Source organism: Streptomyces crystallinus (assembly GCF_039521265.1).
In the GTDB taxonomy this organism is placed as follows: domain Bacteria; phylum Actinomycetota; class Actinomycetes; order Streptomycetales; family Streptomycetaceae; genus Streptomyces; species Streptomyces crystallinus.
This window is the reverse complement of the sequence record NZ_BAAACA010000064.1, coordinates 36,197-56,894: the sequence shown is the minus strand read 5'-3', so window position 1 is coordinate 56,894 and position 20,698 is coordinate 36,197. Positions and strand designations below refer to the sequence as shown.

At 71.5% G+C, this 20,698-nt stretch carries 26 protein-coding genes; 5 read left to right on the top strand and 21 right to left on the bottom strand.

Features of this window, described 5'->3' with window-relative positions:
• Positions 1 to 99 precede the first annotated feature (99 nt).
• Positions 100 to 708, bottom strand: a complete 609-nt coding sequence (locus ABD236_RS32865; protein WP_344080623.1) for a TetR family transcriptional regulator — start codon at positions 706 to 708, stop codon at positions 100 to 102.
• A 120-nt stretch (positions 709 to 828) separates the two neighbouring features.
• On the opposite strand from ABD236_RS32865, the gene ABD236_RS32860 reads away from it, so the two are divergent.
• A complete protein-coding gene (locus tag ABD236_RS32860) occupies positions 829 to 1,803 on the top strand; it encodes a zinc-binding dehydrogenase (RefSeq protein WP_344080620.1) in 975 nt (324 codons plus the stop codon).
• Positions 1,804 to 1,823: 20 nt separating this feature from the next.
• On the opposite strand, the gene ABD236_RS32855 is transcribed toward ABD236_RS32860, so the two are convergent.
• From ABD236_RS32855 to ABD236_RS32830, 6 genes are all read right to left on the bottom strand, one after another.
• Positions 1,824 to 2,567, bottom strand: coding sequence for an HAD family hydrolase (locus ABD236_RS32855; RefSeq protein WP_344080616.1), 744 nt, complete (start codon positions 2,565 to 2,567; stop codon positions 1,824 to 1,826).
• Between the two features lie 17 nt (positions 2,568 to 2,584).
• Positions 2,585 to 3,502 (bottom strand): GntR family transcriptional regulator, encoded by a 918-nt coding sequence (locus ABD236_RS32850; protein WP_344080613.1) that lies wholly within the window; start codon positions 3,500 to 3,502, stop codon positions 2,585 to 2,587.
• A gap of 262 nt (positions 3,503 to 3,764) precedes the next feature.
• On the bottom strand, positions 3,765 to 4,076 hold the full coding sequence (locus ABD236_RS32845) for a hypothetical protein (protein WP_344080610.1): 312 nt from the start codon (positions 4,074 to 4,076) through the stop codon (positions 3,765 to 3,767).
• Between the two features lie 88 nt (positions 4,077 to 4,164).
• Positions 4,165 to 5,454 (bottom strand): GNAT family N-acetyltransferase, encoded by a 1,290-nt coding sequence (locus ABD236_RS32840; RefSeq protein ID WP_344080607.1) that lies wholly within the window; start codon positions 5,452 to 5,454, stop codon positions 4,165 to 4,167.
• Between the two features lie 91 nt (positions 5,455 to 5,545).
• Positions 5,546 to 6,496, bottom strand: a complete 951-nt coding sequence (locus ABD236_RS32835) for an asparaginase (protein ID WP_344080604.1) — start codon at positions 6,494 to 6,496, stop codon at positions 5,546 to 5,548.
• A 48-nt stretch (positions 6,497 to 6,544) separates the two neighbouring features.
• Entirely contained in the window at positions 6,545 to 7,153 is a 609-nt protein-coding gene (locus tag ABD236_RS32830) for an RsiG family protein (RefSeq protein WP_344080601.1), read from the bottom strand.
• A 143-nt stretch (positions 7,154 to 7,296) separates the two neighbouring features.
• Here ABD236_RS32830 and dtd point away from each other — a divergent pair, with 143 nt between their 5' ends.
• Entirely contained in the window at positions 7,297 to 7,722 is a 426-nt protein-coding gene (gene dtd, locus ABD236_RS32825; protein ID WP_344080598.1) for a D-aminoacyl-tRNA deacylase, read from the top strand.
• Between the two features lie 94 nt (positions 7,723 to 7,816).
• Here dtd and ygfZ read toward each other — a convergent pair whose 3' ends face one another.
• The 6 genes from ygfZ to ABD236_RS32795 form a co-directional block, all read right to left on the bottom strand.
• Complete coding sequence (gene ygfZ, locus ABD236_RS32820; RefSeq protein WP_344080595.1) at positions 7,817 to 8,797, bottom strand: CAF17-like 4Fe-4S cluster assembly/insertion protein YgfZ; 981 nt, start codon at positions 8,795 to 8,797, stop codon at positions 7,817 to 7,819.
• 10 nt (positions 8,798 to 8,807) lie between these two features.
• Positions 8,808 to 9,257: a Fur family transcriptional regulator gene (locus tag ABD236_RS32815; protein WP_344080592.1), complete on the bottom strand. Its 450-nt coding sequence runs from the start codon at positions 9,255 to 9,257 to the stop codon at positions 8,808 to 8,810.
• 74 nt (positions 9,258 to 9,331) lie between these two features.
• Positions 9,332 to 9,904, bottom strand: a complete 573-nt coding sequence (locus ABD236_RS32810; protein WP_344080589.1) for a heme-binding beta-barrel domain-containing protein — start codon at positions 9,902 to 9,904, stop codon at positions 9,332 to 9,334.
• Positions 9,905 to 10,176: 272 nt separating this feature from the next.
• Positions 10,177 to 11,001 (bottom strand): hypothetical protein, encoded by an 825-nt coding sequence (locus tag ABD236_RS32805; RefSeq protein ID WP_344080586.1) that lies wholly within the window; start codon positions 10,999 to 11,001, stop codon positions 10,177 to 10,179.
• On the bottom strand, positions 10,998 to 11,768 hold the full coding sequence (locus ABD236_RS32800; protein ID WP_344080583.1) for a hypothetical protein: 771 nt from the start codon (positions 11,766 to 11,768) through the stop codon (positions 10,998 to 11,000). The genes ABD236_RS32805 and ABD236_RS32800 overlap by 4 nt, the downstream gene beginning before the upstream one ends.
• Complete coding sequence (locus ABD236_RS32795) at positions 11,765 to 12,532, bottom strand: hypothetical protein (protein ID WP_344080580.1); 768 nt, start codon at positions 12,530 to 12,532, stop codon at positions 11,765 to 11,767. Before ABD236_RS32795 ends, ABD236_RS32800 begins: the two co-directional genes overlap by 4 nt.
• A 104-nt stretch (positions 12,533 to 12,636) precedes the next feature.
• Here ABD236_RS32795 and ABD236_RS32790 point away from each other — a divergent pair, with 104 nt between their 5' ends.
• Entirely contained in the window at positions 12,637 to 13,002 is a 366-nt protein-coding gene (locus ABD236_RS32790; RefSeq protein WP_344080577.1) for a DsrE family protein, read from the top strand.
• A 55-nt stretch (positions 13,003 to 13,057) separates the two neighbouring features.
• On the opposite strand, the gene ABD236_RS32785 is transcribed toward ABD236_RS32790, so the two are convergent.
• The 8 genes from ABD236_RS32785 to ABD236_RS32755 form a co-directional block, all read right to left on the bottom strand.
• Positions 13,058 to 13,315 (bottom strand): DUF3099 domain-containing protein, encoded by a 258-nt coding sequence (locus ABD236_RS32785; RefSeq protein ID WP_344080574.1) that lies wholly within the window; start codon positions 13,313 to 13,315, stop codon positions 13,058 to 13,060.
• Between the two features lie 114 nt (positions 13,316 to 13,429).
• Positions 13,430 to 13,717: a DUF1416 domain-containing protein gene (locus ABD236_RS32780; protein ID WP_010985465.1), complete on the bottom strand. Its 288-nt coding sequence runs from the start codon at positions 13,715 to 13,717 to the stop codon at positions 13,430 to 13,432.
• 39 nt (positions 13,718 to 13,756) lie between these two features.
• Positions 13,757 to 14,602, bottom strand: a complete 846-nt coding sequence (locus ABD236_RS32775) for a sulfurtransferase (protein WP_344080567.1) — start codon at positions 14,600 to 14,602, stop codon at positions 13,757 to 13,759.
• A gap of 166 nt (positions 14,603 to 14,768) precedes the next feature.
• Positions 14,769 to 14,849: a putative leader peptide gene (locus tag ABD236_RS35130; protein ID WP_359104787.1), complete on the bottom strand. Its 81-nt coding sequence runs from the start codon at positions 14,847 to 14,849 to the stop codon at positions 14,769 to 14,771.
• A 329-nt stretch (positions 14,850 to 15,178) separates the two neighbouring features.
• Positions 15,179 to 15,928, bottom strand: coding sequence for an LmeA family phospholipid-binding protein (locus ABD236_RS32770; RefSeq protein ID WP_344080564.1), 750 nt, complete (start codon positions 15,926 to 15,928; stop codon positions 15,179 to 15,181).
• Positions 15,929 to 15,983: 55 nt separating this feature from the next.
• Positions 15,984 to 17,264 (bottom strand): hypothetical protein, encoded by a 1,281-nt coding sequence (locus tag ABD236_RS32765; RefSeq protein ID WP_344080561.1) that lies wholly within the window; start codon positions 17,262 to 17,264, stop codon positions 15,984 to 15,986.
• A 10-nt stretch (positions 17,265 to 17,274) separates the two neighbouring features.
• A complete protein-coding gene (locus ABD236_RS32760; RefSeq protein WP_190087954.1) occupies positions 17,275 to 17,529 on the bottom strand; it encodes a MoaD/ThiS family protein in 255 nt (84 codons plus the stop codon).
• 33 nt (positions 17,530 to 17,562) lie between these two features.
• Positions 17,563 to 18,366: an alpha/beta hydrolase family protein gene (locus tag ABD236_RS32755; RefSeq protein ID WP_344080555.1), complete on the bottom strand. Its 804-nt coding sequence runs from the start codon at positions 18,364 to 18,366 to the stop codon at positions 17,563 to 17,565.
• A gap of 275 nt (positions 18,367 to 18,641) precedes the next feature.
• Here ABD236_RS32755 and ABD236_RS32750 point away from each other — a divergent pair, with 275 nt between their 5' ends.
• Together ABD236_RS32750 and ABD236_RS32745 are read left to right on the top strand one after the other, a co-directional pair.
• Positions 18,642 to 19,454: a response regulator transcription factor gene (locus tag ABD236_RS32750; protein WP_344080552.1), complete on the top strand. Its 813-nt coding sequence runs from the start codon at positions 18,642 to 18,644 to the stop codon at positions 19,452 to 19,454.
• Positions 19,455 to 19,478: 24 nt separating this feature from the next.
• Positions 19,479 to 20,501, top strand: coding sequence for a LacI family DNA-binding transcriptional regulator (locus tag ABD236_RS32745; RefSeq protein WP_344080549.1), 1,023 nt, complete (start codon positions 19,479 to 19,481; stop codon positions 20,499 to 20,501).
• The last annotated feature ends 197 nt before the right edge of the window (positions 20,502 to 20,698 follow it).

Sequence of the window (20,698 nt, the reverse complement as noted above, 5' to 3'; positions counted from 1 at the left end):
CAACTCGGTTAAATTTTTTACTCAGTAACGAATTCTGCTGGCCGGGGCGTACGGGCGCGACAGGAAGCCGGGGCGTACGGGCGTGGCAGGAAAAGGGGCTCAGGCATACCGCCCCAGCCCCTCCCTCAGCTGCTCGAACGCCTCCTCCGCCGTCGCCACCGCGCTCGCGTACACCTCCTCGGCGCTCTCGCCCGTCTGGATCCGGCGCCAGTTCTCCTCCGCGAGGATCCGCTGGACGGCGACGATCTGGCCCGCCGCGAGGCGCGCCCCGATGTCCGTGCCCAGGGCCGCCGCCAGCGCGCCCTCGGCCCGGCTCTGGTACGCGAACAGCCGCGCCACCAGGCTCGGGGTGCCGTAGAGCAGCCCGTGGTACGCCCGTACCCGCGGGTCGTCGTTGAGCCCCGTCACCGGGTCGCGGGCGTCGAGTCCGGCCAGGAAGTGCCGGCGCAGGGCGGGCAGCGGCGCGAGCCCCTCCGCGCGCCCCTGCGCCACCACCCGGGCGGCCTCGTCCTCGTGGTCCGAGAACCGGTGCAGGGCGAGGTCCTCCTTGGCCGGGAAGTAGCGGAAGAGGGTCGGCTTGGAGATCCCGGCGGCGGCCGCCACCTCCGCGACCGGCACGTTGTCGAAGCCCTTCTCCAGGAAGAGGGCGATCGCCACGTCCGCGACGGCCTGGTACGTCTGCTGCTTCTTCCGCTCCCGCAAACCCATGGGGCGAGCGTACGGGGCGGTCGGCGGGCCCGCGCTTGACCTCAACCGCGCTTGAGGCCGAAGACTCCGATCAAGGAACGCGAACGGCTTCCAGCAAACGACGGGGATGGGTGATCGGCCATGCGTGTGGCACAGGTGAAGGAGTTCGGCGGCCCGGAGGTACTGGTTGCGGCGGAGCTGCCGGACCCGGTGGCCGGGCCCGACGAGGTGGTAGTCGCGGTCGACCACATCGACACGCTCTTCGTGCAGACGCAGATACGGGCGGGTGCGTTCGGGGAGTACTTCGACGTACGGCCGCCGTACGTGCCCGGCGGCGGGGTCTCCGGCACGGTGGCCGCCACCGGCTCGGAGGTCGACCCGGCGGTGTGGGCGGGGCGCCGGGTGATCGCCGCGGTGGAGCCCGGCAGCTACGCCTCGCTGGCCGCCGTCCCCGTGGACCACCTCGTCCCGGTCCCCGACGGCCTCGGCCTGCGCGAGGCGGCCGCGCTGGTCCACGACGGCGTGACGGCACTGGCCCTGCTGGACCTCACGGCTCTCGCTGCGGACGAGACGGTCCTGATCACGGGCGCGTCCGGCGGCATGGGCACGCTCCTGGTCCAGCTGGCCCGGTCGCGGGGCGCGCGGGTCGTCGGGGTGGCGCGCGGCGACGAGAAGGTGGCGCTGGTACGGAAGCTGGGCGCGCACGAGGTGGTGGACGCGGCCTCCCCCGACTGGCCGGAGCGGGCACGCTCGGTGCTGGGCGCGGCGGGCGCGGACGTGGTCCTGGACGGCGTGGGCGGCGCCGTGGGCGCGGCGGCCTTCCCCCTGACGTCCGACGGCGGCCGCTTCTCGGCCCACGGCGCCCCCACGGGCCACGGCTTCGCCCCCGTGGACCCGTCGGAGGCGTCCGGCCGCGGAATCACCCTGCTCGGCATAGCGGACGTCCAGATCACCCCGACCCGCCGAGTCACCCTGGCCGCGAGGGCCTTGGAGGAAGCCGCGGAGGGCCGTCTGCGGACGGTGATCGGGGCGGTGTACCCGCTGGGGCGGGCGGGGGAGGCGCATGCGGCCATCGAGGGGCGGGGGGTTGTGGGGAAGGTGCTGCTGCGGGCGTAGGCGCACCGGCGCAAGGGCCCTCAGCGCAAAGACTCGCGCGCGGCCACCACGAACTCGGCCATCGATTCCACCACTCCGGCAGCCCCCGCCTCACGCAGTCGGCGGCGGCCGCTGGGGTTGCGGTGGTAGCCCCAAAACGGCATGCCGACGGCACACGCGGCCTGATAGTCCGTGACGGAGTCGCCGATCATCAGGTGGTTCTCCGGACCGCCGACACAACTCACCATGGCCTGGCGCAGCGGCCAGGGATCGGGCTTCATCCGTGTCAGGTCGTCGGGGCGTCCCACCACTGGGCCGACCAGGCACTTTCTTAGCGCTTCCCGGTCCAGGTAACGCTCGATGGCGTCCTCATGGTTACTGGATGCGATGGAGAGGTGCTGGCCGCTGTCGTGCCACAGCCGGATGAACTCAGCCGCGCCAGGGGTCGATTCCGCGTGTTCAGCGGATTTACGCTCCCAGGTGTCGAGCAGACTCCGCATCTCGTCGACGGCCCTTCCCCACGCGCCTCCGCCGCCACGCCGCTTCGCCTCTTTGGCATGCTCCAGCAACACCAGCAGGGGATCGGTGCACCCGCCCACGTCATCCAGCAGACATCCGTGCTCCTCGGCGACAGCCAGCATCTCCCCTGCGATCCAGGGAGCGGTACTGGGGCACCCCCTGGAGGCGCCGGCGAAGAGGCGGGCGATGGGGCCGTCGAAGTCAAGCACCACGCATCCGGCCTTGCGTAGCGCCCGGGAAAGCGAAGGGTCGACGGCGGCGGCCATGGTTCGACGGGACGCGATCAACCTGCCCGCCTTTCCCGCTCTGTCCCCAAATAATCCCAGTGTGAGTTGAAGTACGCGCATGCCCGTCTCACGAAGTCGGCGCCGGACGTCTCCGAGTCGACGGAAGCGCGGAAGGGATGCAGTTCTGCCGAGCGCCCCAGGCCGATCAAGTCCCGGATGGTGATGACCTCGCCGGTCTCAAGAGCCACATCGTGCTCTTCGACTTCATAGAAGGCTTGGAGCACTACTTGTTGATTCAAGATGTACAGCTTGAAGTCGGGAAGCTTGGGCATATATCGGCGCTCCACCGTCACCTCAGCGACCCGTCCTGCCGCCTTCAGGTCGTACAACGAGTGACGCACGACTCTGAAACAGGCGTCCTGGATGCTGCGCAAGCGCTCTCGGGGCCGGGGGTCCTCGGGATGCCCTGCCCTGTGCGGAAGCGGCAGCTCAACCGTGGTATCGGGGAGCAGCACGCGGACGGCGATGCTCGCGGGGGCCGCGGTCTTCCCGTCCAGAATGTCCTTCGCCTGGTCCGCGATCCGCTGCACCAGCGCTTCGGTGGTGAACGACCAGACATCTATGCTCACTTCGGCGGCACCGAACGCCTCGGCGAGGTAGGGCTGGAGGAATACGGCAGGCACCTTGTCGGATACCACCGCCTCCACGCCCTGATCACTGCCCCCACCCGCACGGGGGGCGCCGACAGCAAAAGTCCCACTGCCTTGACGCCTCTCGATCAGGCCCTCGCGTTTGAGTACGTCCATGGCCTTGGCAACGGATGCCCGCGAGACCCCGAACCGCTCGGTCAGTTGGATCTCGCCGGGCAGTGCCTGTCCTTGGCTGTACTTGCCTTCGTTGATCTCCTTCCGAAGCTCATCCGCGATCTGCCGATAGAGGTAGCGACCGCGCCTAGGCGACTCCGGGTCCGTCATGCATCAACCGTACAACTCCCGACAGTTGCGCACAGCCGAGCAGCCAAAATGAACGACCCTTCATATTTGCGGAAAAACTAGCAGGCAAGCTTTGCGGCGGTCTCCTCCCGGGCATACAAGTAACGAGTCAACTAGACCAATCTGTACGGTCATTGACACTAGGGGGTGGCATCTTGCCTCGTGAACCGGACCGACCTGAAGCACCGACTCCCTTCGTTCCCTTGACGATCACCGTTCTCGCCATCGGTTGCGAACAGGCCGTTCAGTGGATGCTCGGCGTGATCGGGCTCGTGGGGTTCCTCGTTCTGAGCATCGGATCCCGCGCGAGAAACCAGAGGTGGGTCACCTGCGGCGCCCTGATACTGACGGTATCGATGATGCAGGTGGGACTAGGGTGAGTTCGAGCGAGATTGATCCCCCGGTCCGGCAGCAGGATGCGGACGTGGACCGAGTCCGGGCGGAAGCGGCGTGCGTGGCTGGCGCCCAGCGGCTCCCCCAGCGCCAGGTTGAGCGTCTCCGTCGTCAGGCACACCGCGTCGATCCGCACCCCTTTCGCGCGGAACGCCTCGGCCACGGGAGTTGGCGCCATGTTGAGGGAACCACCTGCAGTGAGCTGACAGCCCCTCTGACCTGTCCACCAACAGGGAGAAGTTAGATGCGCCTCAGAACATGTCCGGGCACCACGCCCGCCGCCCCGTCCGCAAGAGGGCGTCCGCCCTGGACGCTGCCCCCGCCGTCTCCTCGGCGACCAGGCCCAGCGCCGCCAGCCGTACTGCCGACTCGTCGCCCAGGTACAGCGTCCCCAACTCCCGTACGTCCAGGGTCAGATCCGGCGAGGCGGTAGTGAGGGCGCAGGACGCGCCCGACGGGTCCGCGTCCAGGCGGTAGCGGCCAGAGGCCAGGCCGGACGCGTCCGTCACCTCCAGGACCAGGGTGCCCGTCGCCGCGTACGTACGTGCTTCGAGGGCCCGTACGACGTCGAGCAGTCGCACCCACAGGAAGTCCGCGTGCGTCACCATCCGGGCCGCACGCGGGTCCGGCAGGAGCAGCGGGAGCAGGTCGTCGGGGGCGCGGTAGCCGGTGCGGACCCTGGCTATCCAGTCGACCGAGCAGACGAAGTGCCACAGGGCGCGCTCGGCGGCCGGGTTCAGCCCGATCAGCTGCCGGACCGTCGCCGTGTTCAGCGGCTGCTTGGCGTCGGTCCACCGCTCGTCCGCGTGATAGGCCGCCAGGCCCTCCACCTCGCCCGCCGCCGAGCGGTACACCGCCCAGAACGGCTCGCTCCACGGGTGGTCGTCCCGGGTCGCCGCGCCCGTGGCCAGCTCCCACCAGCGCGTGCCGCGGTCCACCGCGCCGGGTGCCAGCGGCCGGAAGCGCTCGAAGAGTTCGGGGCCCAGCTTGCGTACGTCCTCGGAGGCGACCAGGTCGATACGGCCGCCGTCCTCGGGGCCCGACCAGCGCGGGTCCAGGCCCGTGCGGCCGGTGTCGACCTCCCACTCGGCGGTCCAGGTGGCGGGGCCGAAGCCGTACCGCCCGTAGATCGGGTACTCGGCGGCGATCAGCGTCGCCGCCACCTCGCCGCGCTCCTTGGCCGCCGCCAGGTCGACCGCCATCATCCGGCTGAGCAGACCGCGCCTGCGGTGTGTCGGCGAGACGGTGACGTTGGTGACCGCGCTGGTGGGGACGGCCGCGCCGCCCACCACGGTCAGCTCCTGGGCGAACGAGCGGAAGGTCGCCACACAGCGGCCGCGGTCGAACACCCCCTGCGTACGCGACAGATCGCTGTTGGCCAGCCGGCCCGCCCGGTCGTTCTCGCTCACCACGGGCGGCCGCAGGAAGCCGGTGCTGACCGCCCGCAGCCAGTCGGCGAACTCGGCTTCGGTGACGTTGCGGACGTCGAGGGCACTGTCGAGGGCGCCGGCTTCGGCGGCGTCGCGGGGGCTCGGGCTCATGGCCGCCACGCTAGGCACGCGCCGGCGCGCCTGTCGCCCGAATTTCCGGCGCCCCCGAGGCCCCCCGGCTCCCCGACCCGCGTCGAGGAACTCAGAACGCCGCCCGGATCTCCCCCACCCGCTCCGCCCCGCCCAGCAGCGGCGCGCTGCCGATGCGGTCGACCACCGGGCCGGTCACACCCAGCAGCCGCAGGGCGCGGGCCAGGACCGGGCCCAGCGCGCGGGCGGCGCCGTCGTCGACCTTGAAGGCGAGCGCCCGGCCGTCCGGCAGCGCCACCGCCTGTACGGCCTCGGCGCCCATCTTGGACAGCACCCCGGGCACCTCGCGCATCAGCCAGGTGTCGGGGCGGCGGGTGCCCGCCACGTACTCGGGGTGCGCGCGCATCGCGTCCGCCACCCGGCGCTCGGGCGTCCCGGGCTCGGCGAGCACGAACGTACGGAAGGCGCGGGCCAGGCCCGTGAGGCTGATCGCCATCAGGGGCGCGCCGCAGCCGTCGGTGCCGACCGACGCCACCGGCTCGCCCGCCGCCGCCTCCACGCCGTCGTGGACCAGGCGCTGGAGCGGGTGGGCCGGGTCCAGATAGGACCGCTCGTCCCAGCCGTTGAGGCGGCAGGCGGCGAGCATCGCCGCGTGCTTGCCGGAGCAGTTCATGGTGACGCGGTCGCGGACGTGGCCCGCCGCCAGGTACGTCTCCGCCTCGGCCGCGTCGAGGGGCAGGTCGGGCGGGGTCTGGAGGTCGTCCGGGGTCAGCCCGTGCTCGGCGAGCATCTTGCGGACCAGGTCGAGGTGGAAGCCCTCGCCCGAGTGGCTGGCGGCGGCGAGCGCGAGCCGCTCCCCGGAGAGGTCGAGCCCGGCCCGCAGCACGGCGGCCGCCTGCATGGGCTTGTTGCTGGAGCGCGGGAAGACGGGCGCCGCCGGGTCGCCGAGCGCGAGCTCCACGCTGCCGTCGGCCGCCAGCACCACCAGCGAGCCCCGATGGTGGCCCTCGACGAAACCGGAACGAACGACTTCGGCGAGGACCGGGGGTATGGAGGGGGTCATGGCTGGGGCCTTCCGGGCTGGACCGCCCGGTGACCTTTGATTCGTCGGTCAGATGAGCAGGTCGTCTACTTGCGCTTCCCCTTCACGGTACCTGCGGGCGATCTCCGCGCTGCAATCGTCGGCGGTCCGCTGGAGGTGCTGGCGGCGCCGCGAGACCTGCTGCTCGTAGCGGATCAGCCGGCCCATCGCGGTGTGCAGCTCGTCGTCCGTACGGGCGTCCAGGTCCGACAGCTGGACCTCCGCGTCCATCTCGGCCGCCAGACGCCGGTACTCCGCGCTGCGGGGCGTGGAGAGCGTGACGTGGCGCGCGGAGGCCCGGTGCGGGGAGGGCGCGTCCGCCAGGATCTCGGAGAGCCGCTCCACGACGGGTGTGTGCGGCCCGCTGCGCCGGGCGAGCTCGGCCCGCAGGATGTCGATGCGGCCGTGCAGCAGCCGCCGCACATAGCTGAGGTCGGCCTCGTCGCTCTGCGACTGGCGCCGCAGGGTCCGCAGCTCCGGCAGCCGCAGGGCGGTCAGATCGTGCTCTCTCGGTACGGGCAGATGGTCACCGGCACGCTGTACGGGCGGTCGCGAGACGGCCGCCCGCCCGGCCGACGGGCTCGTCCGGGTCAGCGAAACGGGGCCGGGCGAGTGCTGCCCGGCGCCAGGAGTGCTCATGTGTCTTACCGTCCCCTCGACCGGTGCGCCTGGGAGCGCACCGCCTGTCAGCATCGTGCCACTCCCCGTGGTGCATATGCAGACCCACACCACCCGTTCGGCCCCCGTCGGACTGGATTGGTGCGTGGAATAGGTTGGGTCCCATGCGAGCGGTGGTACAGCGGGTGGACGGCGCGAGCGTCGTGGTGGCGGGCGAGACGGTCGGCGAGATCACCGGCGAGGGCCTGTGCGTCCTGGTCGGGGTGACCCATGGGGACACCCCTGAGAAGGCCGCGCAGCTGGCCCGGAAGCTGTGGTCGGTGCGGATCCTCCAGGGCGAGAAGTCCTGCTCCGACGTGAACGCGCCGCTCCTCGTGATCTCCCAGTTCACCCTCTACGGCGACGCCCGCAAGGGCCGCCGCCCCACCTGGAACGCGGCGGCGCCCGGCGAGGTGGCCGAGCCCTTGGTCGACGAGGTGGTGGCGCAGCTGCGGGCCCTGGGCGCGACGGTTCAGACGGGCCGCTTCGGCGCGGACATGAGGGTGTCCCTGACGAACGACGGCCCGTTCACGATCCTGGTGGAGGTCTGACCCCCGGCTGCGCCGCCCCCCTAGGGGCGCGGGGAACTGCGCGACCAGCCCCCACCGGGCCGCAGCCGAACAACCGCGCAAAAGCAGCCGAAGGCTACGGCTCGACCACGACCTCCTGGGCTGCGGCCGTCCCCCCAGCCAGCAGCTCCGCGTCCACCGCGACATTCCGCTTCACCAGCGCCAGCGCGATCGGCCCCAGCTCGTGGTGGCGGGCCGAAGTCGTGATGAAGCCGATCTGGCGGCCCTCCTCGCCGTCCGCGGCGACCCGCAGCGGCGTCCCGTGGGCCGGCAGCAGCACCTCGCTGCCGTCCAGGTGCAGGAAGACGAGCCGGCGCGGGGGCTTGCCCAGGTTGTGGACGCGCGCGACCGTCTCCTGGCCCCGGTAGCAGCCCTTCTGGAGGTGCACGGCGGTGCCGATCCAGCCCAGCTCGTGCGGGATGGTGCGGTGGTCGGTCTCCAGGCCGAGCCGGGGCCGGTGCGCCTCGACCCGCAGCGCCTCGTACGCCAGGATGCCGATCGCGGGCCCGTGCGCGGCGGCGAAGGCCTCCAGCTCCGCGCGCGGCAGGAACAGGTCCCGCCCGTGCGAGGTCTCCCGTACGGCCGTGTCCGAGGGCACCTCGGCGATCGACCCGGCGGGCAGGTGCACCACCGCGAAGTCCGCCGTGCGGTCGGCGACCTCCACGCGGTAGAAGAACTTCATCGACTCCAGGTACGCGAGGAGCTCGTCCTGCGTACCGGGCTCGACGTGCGCCCACACCGTCGTCCCGTCGTCGACGAGGTACAGCGCGTGCTCGATGTGCCCGTTGGCGGAGAGGATCAGCGCCTCGGTGGCCACTCCCGGCCGCAGATCGCTGACGTGCTGGGTCAGCAGCAGGTGCAGCCAGCTCAGCCGGTCGTCGCCGGTGACGGTGACGACACCCCGGTGCGAGAGGTCGACGAACCCGGCGCCGTCGGCGAGGGCGCGCTGCTCGCGGAACAGGTCGCCGTAGTGCGCGGCGACACCTTCGTCGGGCCCCTCGGCGGGGACGGCGCCGGGCAGGGCCAGCAGAGGGCTGATCGTGGAATGTCGCTGCATGGCAGCAAGCCTACGACGCGGGGTCCGGACCCTCGCTCGAGGCGTTCTTGGCGCAGTCCTGGCACTGGCCGAAGATCGCGAAGTGCTTCATGTCCGTGGTGAAGCCGAACGTGGAGCACAGCTTGGCCGTGAACTCGGCCGCCACGTCCACGTCCGCCTCGATCACCGACGTACAGTCCCGGCAGACGAGGTGGATGTGGTGATGGCGGTCCGCCAGGTGGTACGTCGGGGCGCCGTGGCCCAGATGGGCGTGCGAGACCAGACCCAGCTCCTCCAGGAGCTCCAGGGTCCGGTACACGGTGGAGATGTTCACGCCGCCCGCCGTCTTCCTCACCTCGGTGAGGATGTCGTCGGGCGTCGCGTGTTCCAGTACGTCGACGGCCTCCAGCACGAGCTGGCGCTGGGGGGTCAGCCGGTACCCGCGCTTGCGGAGGTCGCTCTGCCAGTCGGTGGTCACCACACGCCCAGTGTAGGAGCCACCGCGGATTTACCTCCGCGAAGAACGGATCTCCTCGGAGGATCTACCGGACGGATCTACTTGAAGAAGGCGATGCCGTCGTCCGGCAGGTCGCCCAGGCCCCGGGCCATCGCCGCGACCTCCTCGGGCGTGACGACCTTCTTGAGGTGCGCGGACATGTAGGGGCGCAGCTCGACCTCGGGGGTCGCCTTCTCGCCGACCCACATGAGGTCGCTCTTCACGTATCCGTACAGGCGCTTGCCGCCGGTGTACGGACCGGAGGCGGCGGTGCGTGCCACGGCGTCGGTGACCAGGTCGATCTGCGGCTTCTGGTCGGCGAGCTCGCCGTACCAGATCTCCACGACGCCCTGGTCGCGGACCATGACGACCTCGACCTTGCGGTCCTTGTCGATGCGCCAGAAGCCGGACTCGGTCTCCAGCGGCTTCACCTTGTTGCCCTCGGCGTCGAGGATCCAGGAGTGCGACACGTACTCCAGGAAGTCCCGGCCGTCGTGGCTGAAGGTGACGGACTGGCCGAAATTGGCCTTCTCGGCGCCCGGGAAGTCGGTGACACCCGCGCCCTCCCAGGTACCGAGGAGGAAGGCGAGGGGGACGAGGTCCGGGTTCAGGTCGGACGGGATCTCGATCATGAGGCTTCGATCAGTCTTTCGTTACGTCTGCGGCTGGGGCGCGGTTCAGCGCTGGCCCTGGTACAGCTTCTTCACGGCCAGACCGGCGAAGGCGAGGACACCGACGCAGACCAGGACCAGCAGGGTTTCGAAGAAAGCCTCAAGCACGGGGTGCTCCTCGGATGAGCGTGTGGGCAGTAAAGGGCCGTACCCCAGCCTAATGGGTTGAGCCACGGCCTTCTCTGTGAGGTGCCCCGCCACGGCCACGCGGCGCACCCCACCGGCCCCGCAGGTCAGCCGAGCAGCTGGTTCTGGAGGACCACGGTCTGCTGGAAGGGGACGGCCCTCGCGGTGCCGGGGCGGGACTGGACGACGACGGCGAGGACGTCACCGGCCAGGATGTACGCCTGCCGCAGCTGCTCCGGCCCGTACGGCTTCACCTCGTCGTACGGGTAGCGCGAGGTCCCCTCGACGAAGGCCTCCATCGGGAAGGACTCGTCCAGCTCGGCGTAGTGGCCGCCGACGAGCGGGTGGTACGGCGTGCTGTAGCGGGCGACGTCCTTGGACAGCACCCGGTTGGCCAGGGCGTGGGTGTCGAACTGGAGCAGGAAGATCCGGCTCCGGGTGCCGTCGGGCATGGTCCAGCCCCGGGCGGCGATGTGCCGCAGCCCGTTGTCGAGCAGCGACTGGCCGAACGCCGCCCGGTCGTCCTTCTCGTACTGCGCGAGGAACACCGAGGTCGCCAGCCAGCCGTCGTCGCCCTTGAGCGCGGGATCGGGCTTCGCGCCCTCGGGGGCGGGCAGGAGGAGCGCGCGCAGGTCGGCGTAGTGGACCTGCGCGGTGTTCGGCCCCGCGAGCGGCCGGGGCTTGCCGGGCGGCAGCGGCGGCAACGCGATCTCGGGGTACCGCCACCGCCCGTCCGACTCGGTGGCCAGCCCCGGAACGTCGGTACGGTCCCGCTCCACGACGGCGTACGCGGTGCCCGCCCCCACACAGAGGAAGGCGAGCACGGCGGCGGCCCAGCGGAGGACGGCACGGGTGCGGCGGGCCCGGGGGGCGGGCTCCTGCCGCTCCTCGGGCACGGGGGCCGGCTGCTTCTCGGCCTCGTCCTCGCTCACACCGACTCCCCGGTGTTCGCGAGCCGGTCCAGCTGGTGGCTCAGCAGCAGGGCGACGGCCTTGGCGTCGAGGGGCTTGCGGCCCTCCGCGACGACGCCCACCAGGACCTCGCCCCGGTAGGCCGAGCAGACCATCATGTCGAGCTTCTCCTCCTTCTCGTCGGGCCCCAGATGGCACCGGGCCTCCTTGTGCCCCTTGACCTCCGGGCCCTTGCGCAGGAAGTCCACGGAGTCGAAGAGCGCCGTCTGGAACTCGGCGATCCCCCGGACCGCCCGGGTGTTCTCCATCCGCGAGAGCACGATCTCGACCGTGAACGCGGCTTCGGGGGCGTCGTCGGTGCTGGCGTAACTGCGCATCGCCATGCCTCTGACGTGCTGCTTGTCGATCTGCTGCGCCAGCTTCCGCCGCTGGGCGGACGGCAGCGTGCGCAGCGACTCCTTGCGCAGGGCCACCGCCTGGGCGCCGGTCAGATCGGCTTCGGCGCCGAAGCCGTCGATGTCGGGGCCCCGGCGGTATCCGTCGGCGCCCAGCGGCACCAGCATCCGCGAGAGCTCCGAGCCGGTCCGCCCGGAGCCGGCGGACCCGTCCCTGTCGTCGGCGTCGGCCTTGTCGGCGGACGCCGGGAAGGTCCAGTCCGGGGTGCCCGGCGCCCGGTCGGCCCGGTCCACCACCACGGCCGTGGTGCCCACCCCGCCCGCGACCACCGCGAACAGCGCCCCGCCCAGCGCGAGGGCGACGCCCTTCCTTCTGCCGCCGCTCCCGCTCACATCCGCTCCCACTGCCGCTGTGCCAGATCCAGCGCCTTCTGCGGCGCGATCGGCTCGTCGCTGTCGAGCCACATCTCCATCAGGACGCTTCCGCGCCGCGCGAAGGCCTCCGCCCGGTGGTGGCCGCCGGAGTCGAGGTCGCCGCCGGTGTAGACGCGGCCGTTGCCCGAGCCCGGGATCGCCGCCGTGTGGCCGCTCTCCTGGTTCGCCCACTTCTGGGCGTCGTCCAGAGCGCCCTGCGAGGCGACCGCGCGCTCGTCACGGAACTGGATGAGCCGGATCTCCACGCCGAGGCTCCCGTCGCGCCAGTCGGTCACGGCCGCGCGCCGGAACTCCTTGCTCACCAGGGCGGAGAAGGCCGCGCCGGGCTGGGTGAAGCCCTCCGCGTACTCGGACATGGACATCCAGCCGTCGTGCCCCGCCGGCTGTTCCGCCTCCGAGGCCCCGGCGGGCCGCTTGAGCAGCAGGGTGCGCAGGTCGCCGTCGGAGACGGCCTTGTGGTCCCGGGTCGCGGAGAGAGGCGCGGGCGCCTTGCCCTTCGCCTGGGCGAGCGCCGGCTGCGAGAGCGGCGGCAACGGGGTCGGCGCCCGGTCCGCCTGGACGAGGTAGCCGGTGCAGAGCCCCGCCACCACGCCGAGCACCGCGCCGCCCGCGATCAGCGCCGCCGTACGGCCGCGCGGGCGCCGCGCGGTTTCCCCGGTCGTAGCGGTCGTAGCCGTCGTAGCGGTCGTATCCGTAGTGGTGGCAGTCGTGTCCGTATCCAAAAGGGTCCCCCCACGAGACCTCGGCACGGGCCCGATCACCCGTGCACAGAGCTGACTCGCCGCCTGTGGGAGGGGTTGTGCGGGGGCGCATTACAGTTCGGCATATGGCCAAGAAGCTCGTACTGAAGGTGACCGCCGGGGCCGACGCCCCCGAGCGGTGTTCACAGGCGTTCACCGTGGCGGCGGTCGCCGTCGCCAGCGGGATCGAGGTCTCGCTGTGGCTGACCGGCGAGTCGTCCTGGTTCGCGCTGCCGGGACGGGCCGCCGAGTTCGAGCTGCCGCACGCGGCGCCGCTGCCGGATCTGATCGACGGGATCCTGGCGGGCGGCGGGACGATCACCGTGTGCACGCAGTGCGCGGCCCGCCGGGACATCGCCGAGACGGACCTGATCGAGGGCGCGCGGATCGCGGGGGCGCAGGTGTTCGTACGGGAGGCGATGGCCGAGGAGACGCAGGCGCTCGTGTACTAGGGCGTGTCCTAGCCCGGTGCCACGGCCCGAGGCCCGGCACCCCTGCACGACGCGCTCAGTACTTCTTCTTCCCGTCCAGCTCGTCCCACCACTCGTCGGACTTCGGGTCCCCGGACGGGTCGTCCCACCAGCGGTCGTCGGGGCCGCGCCGGTTCGCCACCATCGCCGCGACCGGCGGGATCACCATGGCGACCACGCACATGGCGACCGCGGCCGGGACCGACCACAGGCGCACGAAGCCCCAGGCGGACACGAACAGGACCAGGCATCCGCCCATCATCCAGAAGTACTCGCGGCGCCGACGGGCCAGCATGAGTCCAGCGTACGACCGTATCCGCCGCCCGAGAACGGCACGGAGGGCCGCACCCGGTCCAGGTAAGCGTCCAACCCCCTGGGGTGCGGCCCTCCGGCCGGTAGGTGCCCGCCGTCAGACGGCGATGGCGACCTCGGCGAGTCCGCCGGTCTGCGCCACGACCGTGCGGTCCGCGGTCGCGCCGGGCACCAGGGCCCGCACGGTCCACGTGCCCTCGGCCGCGTAGAAGCGGAACTGGCCGGTCGCCGAGGTCGGGACCTCGGCGGTGAACTCGCCGGTCGAGTCGAGCAGGCGGACGTAGCCGACCACGGGCTCGCCGTCCTTCGTCACCTGACCCTGGATGGTGGTCTCACCGGGCTTGATCGTCGAGGCGTCGGGGCCGCCTGCCTTCGCTCCACACATGGTTCTTCCTTACGGTCTACGGTCTGGGGCTGTGCGGGGTTACTTGTTGGCGCCGAGCTCGATCGGCACGCCCACGAGGGAGCCGTACTCGGTCCACGAGCCGTCGTAGTTCTTGACGTTCTCGACGCCGAGCAGCTCGTGCAGCACGAACCAGGTCAGGGCCGAGCGCTCGCCGATGCGGCAGTACGCGATGGTGTCCTTGGCCAGATCGACCTGCTCCGCCGCGTACAGCTCCTTGAGGTCGTCGTCCGACTTGAAGGTGCCGTCGTCGTTGGCGTTCTTCGACCACGGGATGTTGCGGGCGCTGGGCACGTGGCCCGGGCGCTGCGACTGCTCCTGTGGGAGGTGGGCCGGGGCGAGCAGCTTGCCGCTGAACTCGTCGGGGGAGCGCACGTCGACCAGGTTCTGCGCGCCGATGGCCGCCACCACGTCGTCGCGGAAGGCACGGATCGCGGTGTTCTGCGGCTTGGCCTTGTACTGCGTGGCCGGGCGGGCCGGCACCTGCGAGCCGTCGACCAGGTCGCGCGAGTCGAGCTCCCACTTCTTGCGGCCGCCGTCGAGCAGCTTGACGCTGTCGTGGCCGTAGAGCTTGAAGTACCAGTAGGCGTACGAGGCGAACCAGTTGTTGTTGCCGCCGTAGAGGACGACGGTGGTGTCGTTCGCGATGCCCTTCGCCGACAGGAGCTTCTCGAAGCCCTCCTGGTCGACGAAGTCACGGCGGACCGGGTCCTGGAGGTCCTTGGTCCAGTCGATCCGGATCGCGTTCTTGATGTGGTTCTTGTCGTACGCCGAGGTGTCCTCGTCGACCTCGACGATGGCGACCTTCGGGTCGTCGATGTGGGCCTCGACCCAGTCGGCGTCTACCAGGACGTCGCTGCGGCTCATGCGGGTTCTCCTCCGGGGCAGGTGCGGCGGGTGGTGCGGGGTGCGGGTGCGTGCGCCACGCGAGCGGGCGCGGCGTCGCTTCGGCACGGGGGTGGCCCTGAGAAAGCTCAACGGGCCCGGGGAACACGGGAGTTGCCGTCTCTTCACAGAGAGGGGCGGGTCCCGCTCAGACGTGGCGACAGAGCATGGCGGCGACGCGGCACAGGTCGACTGCCCGCCGCTTCGTGAGGTCCGCCTGTCGCTTCATGCGTCCGATCGTAGGGACGGACGGGCGGCCATGTCACCGGCGTGTCGTATTTTGAGACACGATCATCCGAATGGTGGGATGAGGAGGCCCAGCGGGCGGCTTTCGCCCGCGCCGGGACCGCCCCGGCCCGGGGACTATCTGCCCAGCGGACACTGCCGTCTCAGCATCCGGCTACTGGCCGGTGATTTTCCCCTGCGGGCCGGTGGGGGCTGATCGCGCAGTTCCCCGCGCCCCTAACTACCTAGGGGCGCGGGGCTGTGTCATTGTGCGGCTCCGCCGCGTGGGCGCGAGCAACCCACCACCGGCCCGCAGCCGAAGACCGGGCGGAATCAACCCGCCAGGGAGACGTTCGACCCCGTCCCCGAGAACCGCAGTCCGTCCGGCGTCGCCGTCACCTTGTCCAAGGTGATCCCCCTCGGCAGCCCCTGGATCTTCAGGTCGTAGTCGACGGCCTTGCGCAGCTTCTCGTCGAACCCCGGCACCGGCAGCTTCGGCAGCTCCGAGGAGCGGACCCGCACCGTGGCGCTCCCGTCCGTCGTGACCGTGCTGTACGCACTGACCGTCCGCCCCGCCAGCAGCACCTTCAGGCTCGTGGGGACCTGGACGCCCGCGCCCTCCAGCAGGTCCGCGAGCTGCCCGCTCACCTGGACCTGCCCCTTCGCCGCCCGCTCGGGCCCGGCGTAGCCGACCGTGGCGCCCTTGGGCGCGGACTTGGTCAGATCGGCGTAGGAGATACGGGCCGAACCGTCGGCCCGTACCGCCGTGGCGGACGAGTAGCTGCTGTTGACCTTCACGTCGTGCAGCTTGGCGTGGACCTCGGTGACATTGACCGAGTGGCCGTCCGCCGTCGCGGTGACCCCGCCCAGCTTCACGTCGACCTCGTCGAACTCCTTGCCCAGCGCCTGGGTGAGGAAGGGGAAGCCGGAGATGGACACGTCGGGGGTCTCCCGCAGCCCCTGGCTGGCCTTGATCTTGTCGGCCACCTTGGACTCGACGACGTTCACCGCGATGCGGTCCGCGGCGACGAAGAGGCCGCCGAGGACCACCGCGACGATGAGCCATATCCGGAGTGCGCGCATTGCGTACGAGTCCCCCCACACTGGTCGTTGACGCTTGCGAGCCTAACCCCCGGAATTACCCGATCACTCGACCGATCAGATACAAAGCGGGAACAGCCGCGGTCAGCGGCAGCGCCACTCCGGCCGTCATATGGACGAACCGCGACGGGTAGTCGTAGCTGGCCACCCGCAGCCCGATCAGCGCGCACACCCCGGCCGCGAGCCCGAGCAGGGCGCCCTGGGAGCCCACGTCGGTCAGCCGGCCGACCACGATCCCCGCGCCCGCGGCCGCGAGCAGCGCGACCACCACGGAGACCGGTCCGGGCAGGGGCAGGGCGCGGGCCGGGACGGCCACGGCCACCGCCGCCGCGCCGACCGCCACCGCGTGCGGGATCGCCGCGAGATACCCGGCGGCCAGGATCGCGAGCGCCGCCGAGGCCACGGTCGCCATCAGGCCGTACATCCGCTCGTCCGGGTCCGCGTGGCTGCGCAGCTGGAGCACCAGGGTGAGCAGCACCCACACCCCGAGCGTGCCCAGGATCGCGGCGGGCGCGTGCTCGTCGCCGACCGAGAGCAGCGCCGCGTCCGCGACCAGTCCGCCCAGGAAGGCGAGCGCGATGCCCTGCCGGGCCGGCCACATCCCGTTCAGCCGGAACCAGCCGGCCGCCGTGACGGCCTGGAGCAGCACCAGCGGCACCACCAGCGCGTACTGCCCGATGCCGGAGGCGGCCGCGAGCAGCGCGCCGAGGACGGCGGTGAGCGCGGCGGGCTGCATCCCGGGCGCGATGACCGGCGAGCGGCCCTCGGCGCGGGCCCGCTGGGCGTCGGTGATCCGGGTGTTGCCGGCGGTGGTGGGCGGGCTGTAGGCGGGGCCGTCCTCGTCGCGCGCGGGGGCGGCGGGCGGCTCAGGCTCGTACGCCGTGGTCTCCGGCGGCAGCGGCACGGACCCGGTCTGCGGCGGAGAGGCGGTGCCGGAGGCGGGCTGCGCGTACGCCTGCGCGTACTGCTGCCGCACCTGCTGCGGGTGGACCGGCTGGGCGGGGAGCGGCTGCGGCTGGACCGTGGGCTGGTACTGGGTGTCCCAGGTCTGGCCCTCCCACGTCTGCGTGTACTGCTGCTGCTCCTGGTACGAGGGGTCGTGCGGGAACTGCTGCGGCGCGGGCTGCTGGTGCTGGTCCTGCTGGTGCTGGACCGGCTGCTGCTGAAGGGGCTGCCCGTACTGGTCGTACTGGTCGTACTGCGGGTACGCGTCGTACTGCTGCGGCTGCGGCTGCTGGTACTGCTGGACCGGCTGCCCGTACTGGTCGAAGCGCGGATACGGCTCTTCGTACGGATGCGGGTACTGCTGATCGCTCATGACGTGGGGGTCACCCTCCTGCGAACGGCGGGAGCACCTCGACCGTGCCGCCCTCGGCAAGCCGTACGGTCTCATGCCCACGGGTTCCGACGGGGTCGCCGTCGACGAGGAACGAACACCTCAGCAGCACCCGGGTCAGCTCTCCGGGGTGGCGCTCACGCACCGCGTCCAGCGCCTCGGCCAGCGTGGCCGCCGCATACGGCTCCTCCGCCACCCCCGCGGCGGACTTGGCCGCGGCCCAGAAGCGGATGGTTCCCGCTGCCATGGCGACCCTCCTTTCGTCGTCACCCATGATGGGCTACGCCACGGACAGCCAGTGCGCGATCCGGCGCAGCAGCTCCTCGCCGGCCGCGTTCTCCGCGTGCCCCATGCCCTCCTCCAGCCACAGCTCCGCGGGGCCGGCGGCCGCCAGCATCCGGGGGTGGTCGACGGGGAAGTACGGGTCGCGGTCGCCGTGGACGATCAGGAGCGGGGTCGGCGCGATCAGCGGGACCGCCTCGACCGGCGAGAGCGGCACCGGGCACCACTCCTGGGAATCGATCCTGGTGGCGAGGCCGAACCGGCCGACCAGACGGCCCGCGGGCCGGGTCACCAGCCAGTGCAGCCGCCGCATGGGGGCGGTCCCCCGGTAGTACCAACGGGCCGGCGCACTGACCGACACGACCGCGTCCGTCCGCGCCTCCGTGAGCCCCTTGTGCATCGCCGCGTGCCGCAGGACCACCGAGCCGCCCATCGAGAAGCCGACGGTGACCACGCGCGCGTAGCCGAGTGATCTCGCCCACTCCACGGCCGCCGCCAGGTCGAGCACCTCGCGGTCGCCGACCGTGGAGCGCCCGCCGGAGCCGCCGTGGCCCCGGAACGAGAAGGTGATCACGCCCGCGTACTGGGCGAACACCTCCGCCGCCCGCCGCACCGCGGGCCGGGCCGCCGACCCCGTGAAGCCGTGCGCGACCACGATCGCGGTCTTGGCCGGACGCGTACAGGGGTCGTGGAGGGCCTCGATCGGCACACCGTCCGAGGTGCGCAGAGTGGCGCGCCGCGGTCCCCTGGTGATCGAGGAAACATCCACAGTGTGAAATCGGCCCTCTGCCCCGGAACTCATGTGGGCTATTCTGCTGGGCAGAGGATCCGGGCAGCGCAGCCCCCGGGTCCTTTTGCGTTTCCTGGTCGTTGTTACGAGCAGGTGAACAAAGGCTCTCAGGGCGCGGGAGCCGGTTAGCGAAAGCAGTGCCGTAAACGTCCTCGCAGGGACCGAGGAGGAACCGACGTTATGGGCGAGCAGACCGTGCACGAACCGAAGAAACCGAAACAGACGACGACCCTGGCGTGGGGGTCCCCCCTGTTCGAGCGAGGCCGAGAGCTTGGGGAAGGGTCGCGATGAGCTCTCTGCTGCTCCTCACCAACGCCCTCCAGCCGTCGACGGAGGTGCTCCCCGCGCTCGGTCTGCTGCTGCACAACGTGCGGGTGGCCCCCGCCGAGGGCCCGGCCCTGGTGGACACCCCCGGTGCCGACGTGATCCTCGTCGACGGCCGCCGCGACCTGCCGCAGGTCCGCTCGCTGTGCCAGCTGCTGCGCTCCACCGGTCCCGGCTGTCCGCTGATCCTGGTGGTCACCGAGGGCGGCCTCGCCGCGGTCACCGCCGACTGGGGCATCGACGACGTGCTCCTGGACACCGCGGGCCCCGCCGAGGTCGAGGCGCGGCTGCGGCTCGCCATGGGCCGCCAGCAGATCACCTCCGACGACTCCCCCATGGAGATCCGCAACGGCGACCTCTCCGTGGACGAGGCGACGTACAGCGCGAAGCTCAAGGGCCGGGTGCTGGATCTCACCTTCAAGGAGTTCGAGCTCCTGAAGTACCTCGCGCAGCACCCCGGCCGGGTCTTCACGCGCGCGCAGCTGCTCCAGGAGGTCTGGGGCTATGACTACTTCGGCGGTACGCGGACGGTCGACGTCCACGTACGGCGGCTGCGGGCCAAGCTCGGCCCCGAGCACGAGTCGCTGATCGGCACCGTCCGGAATGTCGGGTACCGGTTCGTCACCCCCGAGAAGGTGGAGCGGGCGGCCGAGGAGGCCAAGGCGAAGTCGGCCGCGGAGGCCAAGGCCAAGGCGTCCGGCGGATCCGTGGCCTCCACACCGGTCCCGGCCGCGGCGGAGGCGGAGGAAGCCTCCGTACGCCCTGCCCAGAGGTAGGTCACCCCGCGTAGACTCCCGCTCGTGGCCAAGGTGACGCGGGATGATGTGGCGAGACTGGCGGGTACGTCGACCGCGGTCGTCAGCTATGTCATCAACAACGGACCGAGGCCGGTCGCCCCGGCCACGCGCGAGCGGGTACTCGCCGCGATCAAGGAGCTGGGCTACCGGCCCGACCGGGTTGCCCAGGCGATGGCCTCCCGGCGCACGGACCTCATAGGCATGATCGTCCCGGACGCGCGCCAGCCGTTCTTCGCGGAGATGGCGCACGCGGTGGAGCAGGCGGCGGCCGAGCGCGGGAAGATGGTCCTGGTCGGCAACTCCGACTATCTGGACGACCGCGAGGTCCACTATCTGCGGGCGTTCCTCGGGATGCGCGTCGCCGGTCTGATCCTGGTCAGCCAGGGTCCCAGCGAGCGCGCGGCGGCCGAGATCGACGCCTGGGACGCGCGTGTGGTGCTCCTCCACGAACGCCCGGAGGCGATCGACGACGTGGCCGTCGTCACCGACGACATCGGCGGCGCCCAGCTGGCCACCCGCCATCTGCTCGAACACGGCCACGCGTACGTGGCGTGCCTCGGCGGGGTCGAGTCGACCCCGGCGGTCGGCGACCCGGTGGCCGACCACGTGGAGGGCTGGCGCCGGGCGATGCTGGAGTCCGGGCGGCCGACGGAGGGGCGCCTCTTCCAGGCCCCGTACAACCGGTACGACGCGTACCAGGTCGCGCTGGACATCCTGGCCGGGCCGGACCGTCCCCCCGCGATCTTCTGCTCCACCGACGACCAGGCGATCGGGGTGCTGCGGGCCGCGCGCGAGCTGCGGATCGATGTGCCGGGGGAGCTGGCGGTGGCGGGCTTCGACGACGTGAAGGAGGCCGGTCTGACGGACCCGCCCCTCACGACGGTCGCCTCCGACCGCCCCGCGATGGCCCGCGCGGCGGTGGACCTGGTCCTGGACGACGCCCTCCGGGTGGCCGGCTCCCGCCGCGAACGCCTGAAGCAGTTCCCGTCCCGCCTGGTAATCCGCAAGTCCTGCGGCTGCTTGTAGCCCGGCCTTCGTCTGCGGCTAGGTGGTGGGCTGGCCGCGCAGTTCCCCGCGCCCCTTTTGCGCCCGGCCTTTGTCTGCGGCTGAGTGGCGGGTTGCTCGCGCAGTTCCCCGCGCCCCTTTTGCGCCCGGCCTTCGTCTGCGGCTGAGTGGTGGGTTGCTCGCGCAGTTCCCCGCGCCCCTGGGTCGTTCGTCGGCTG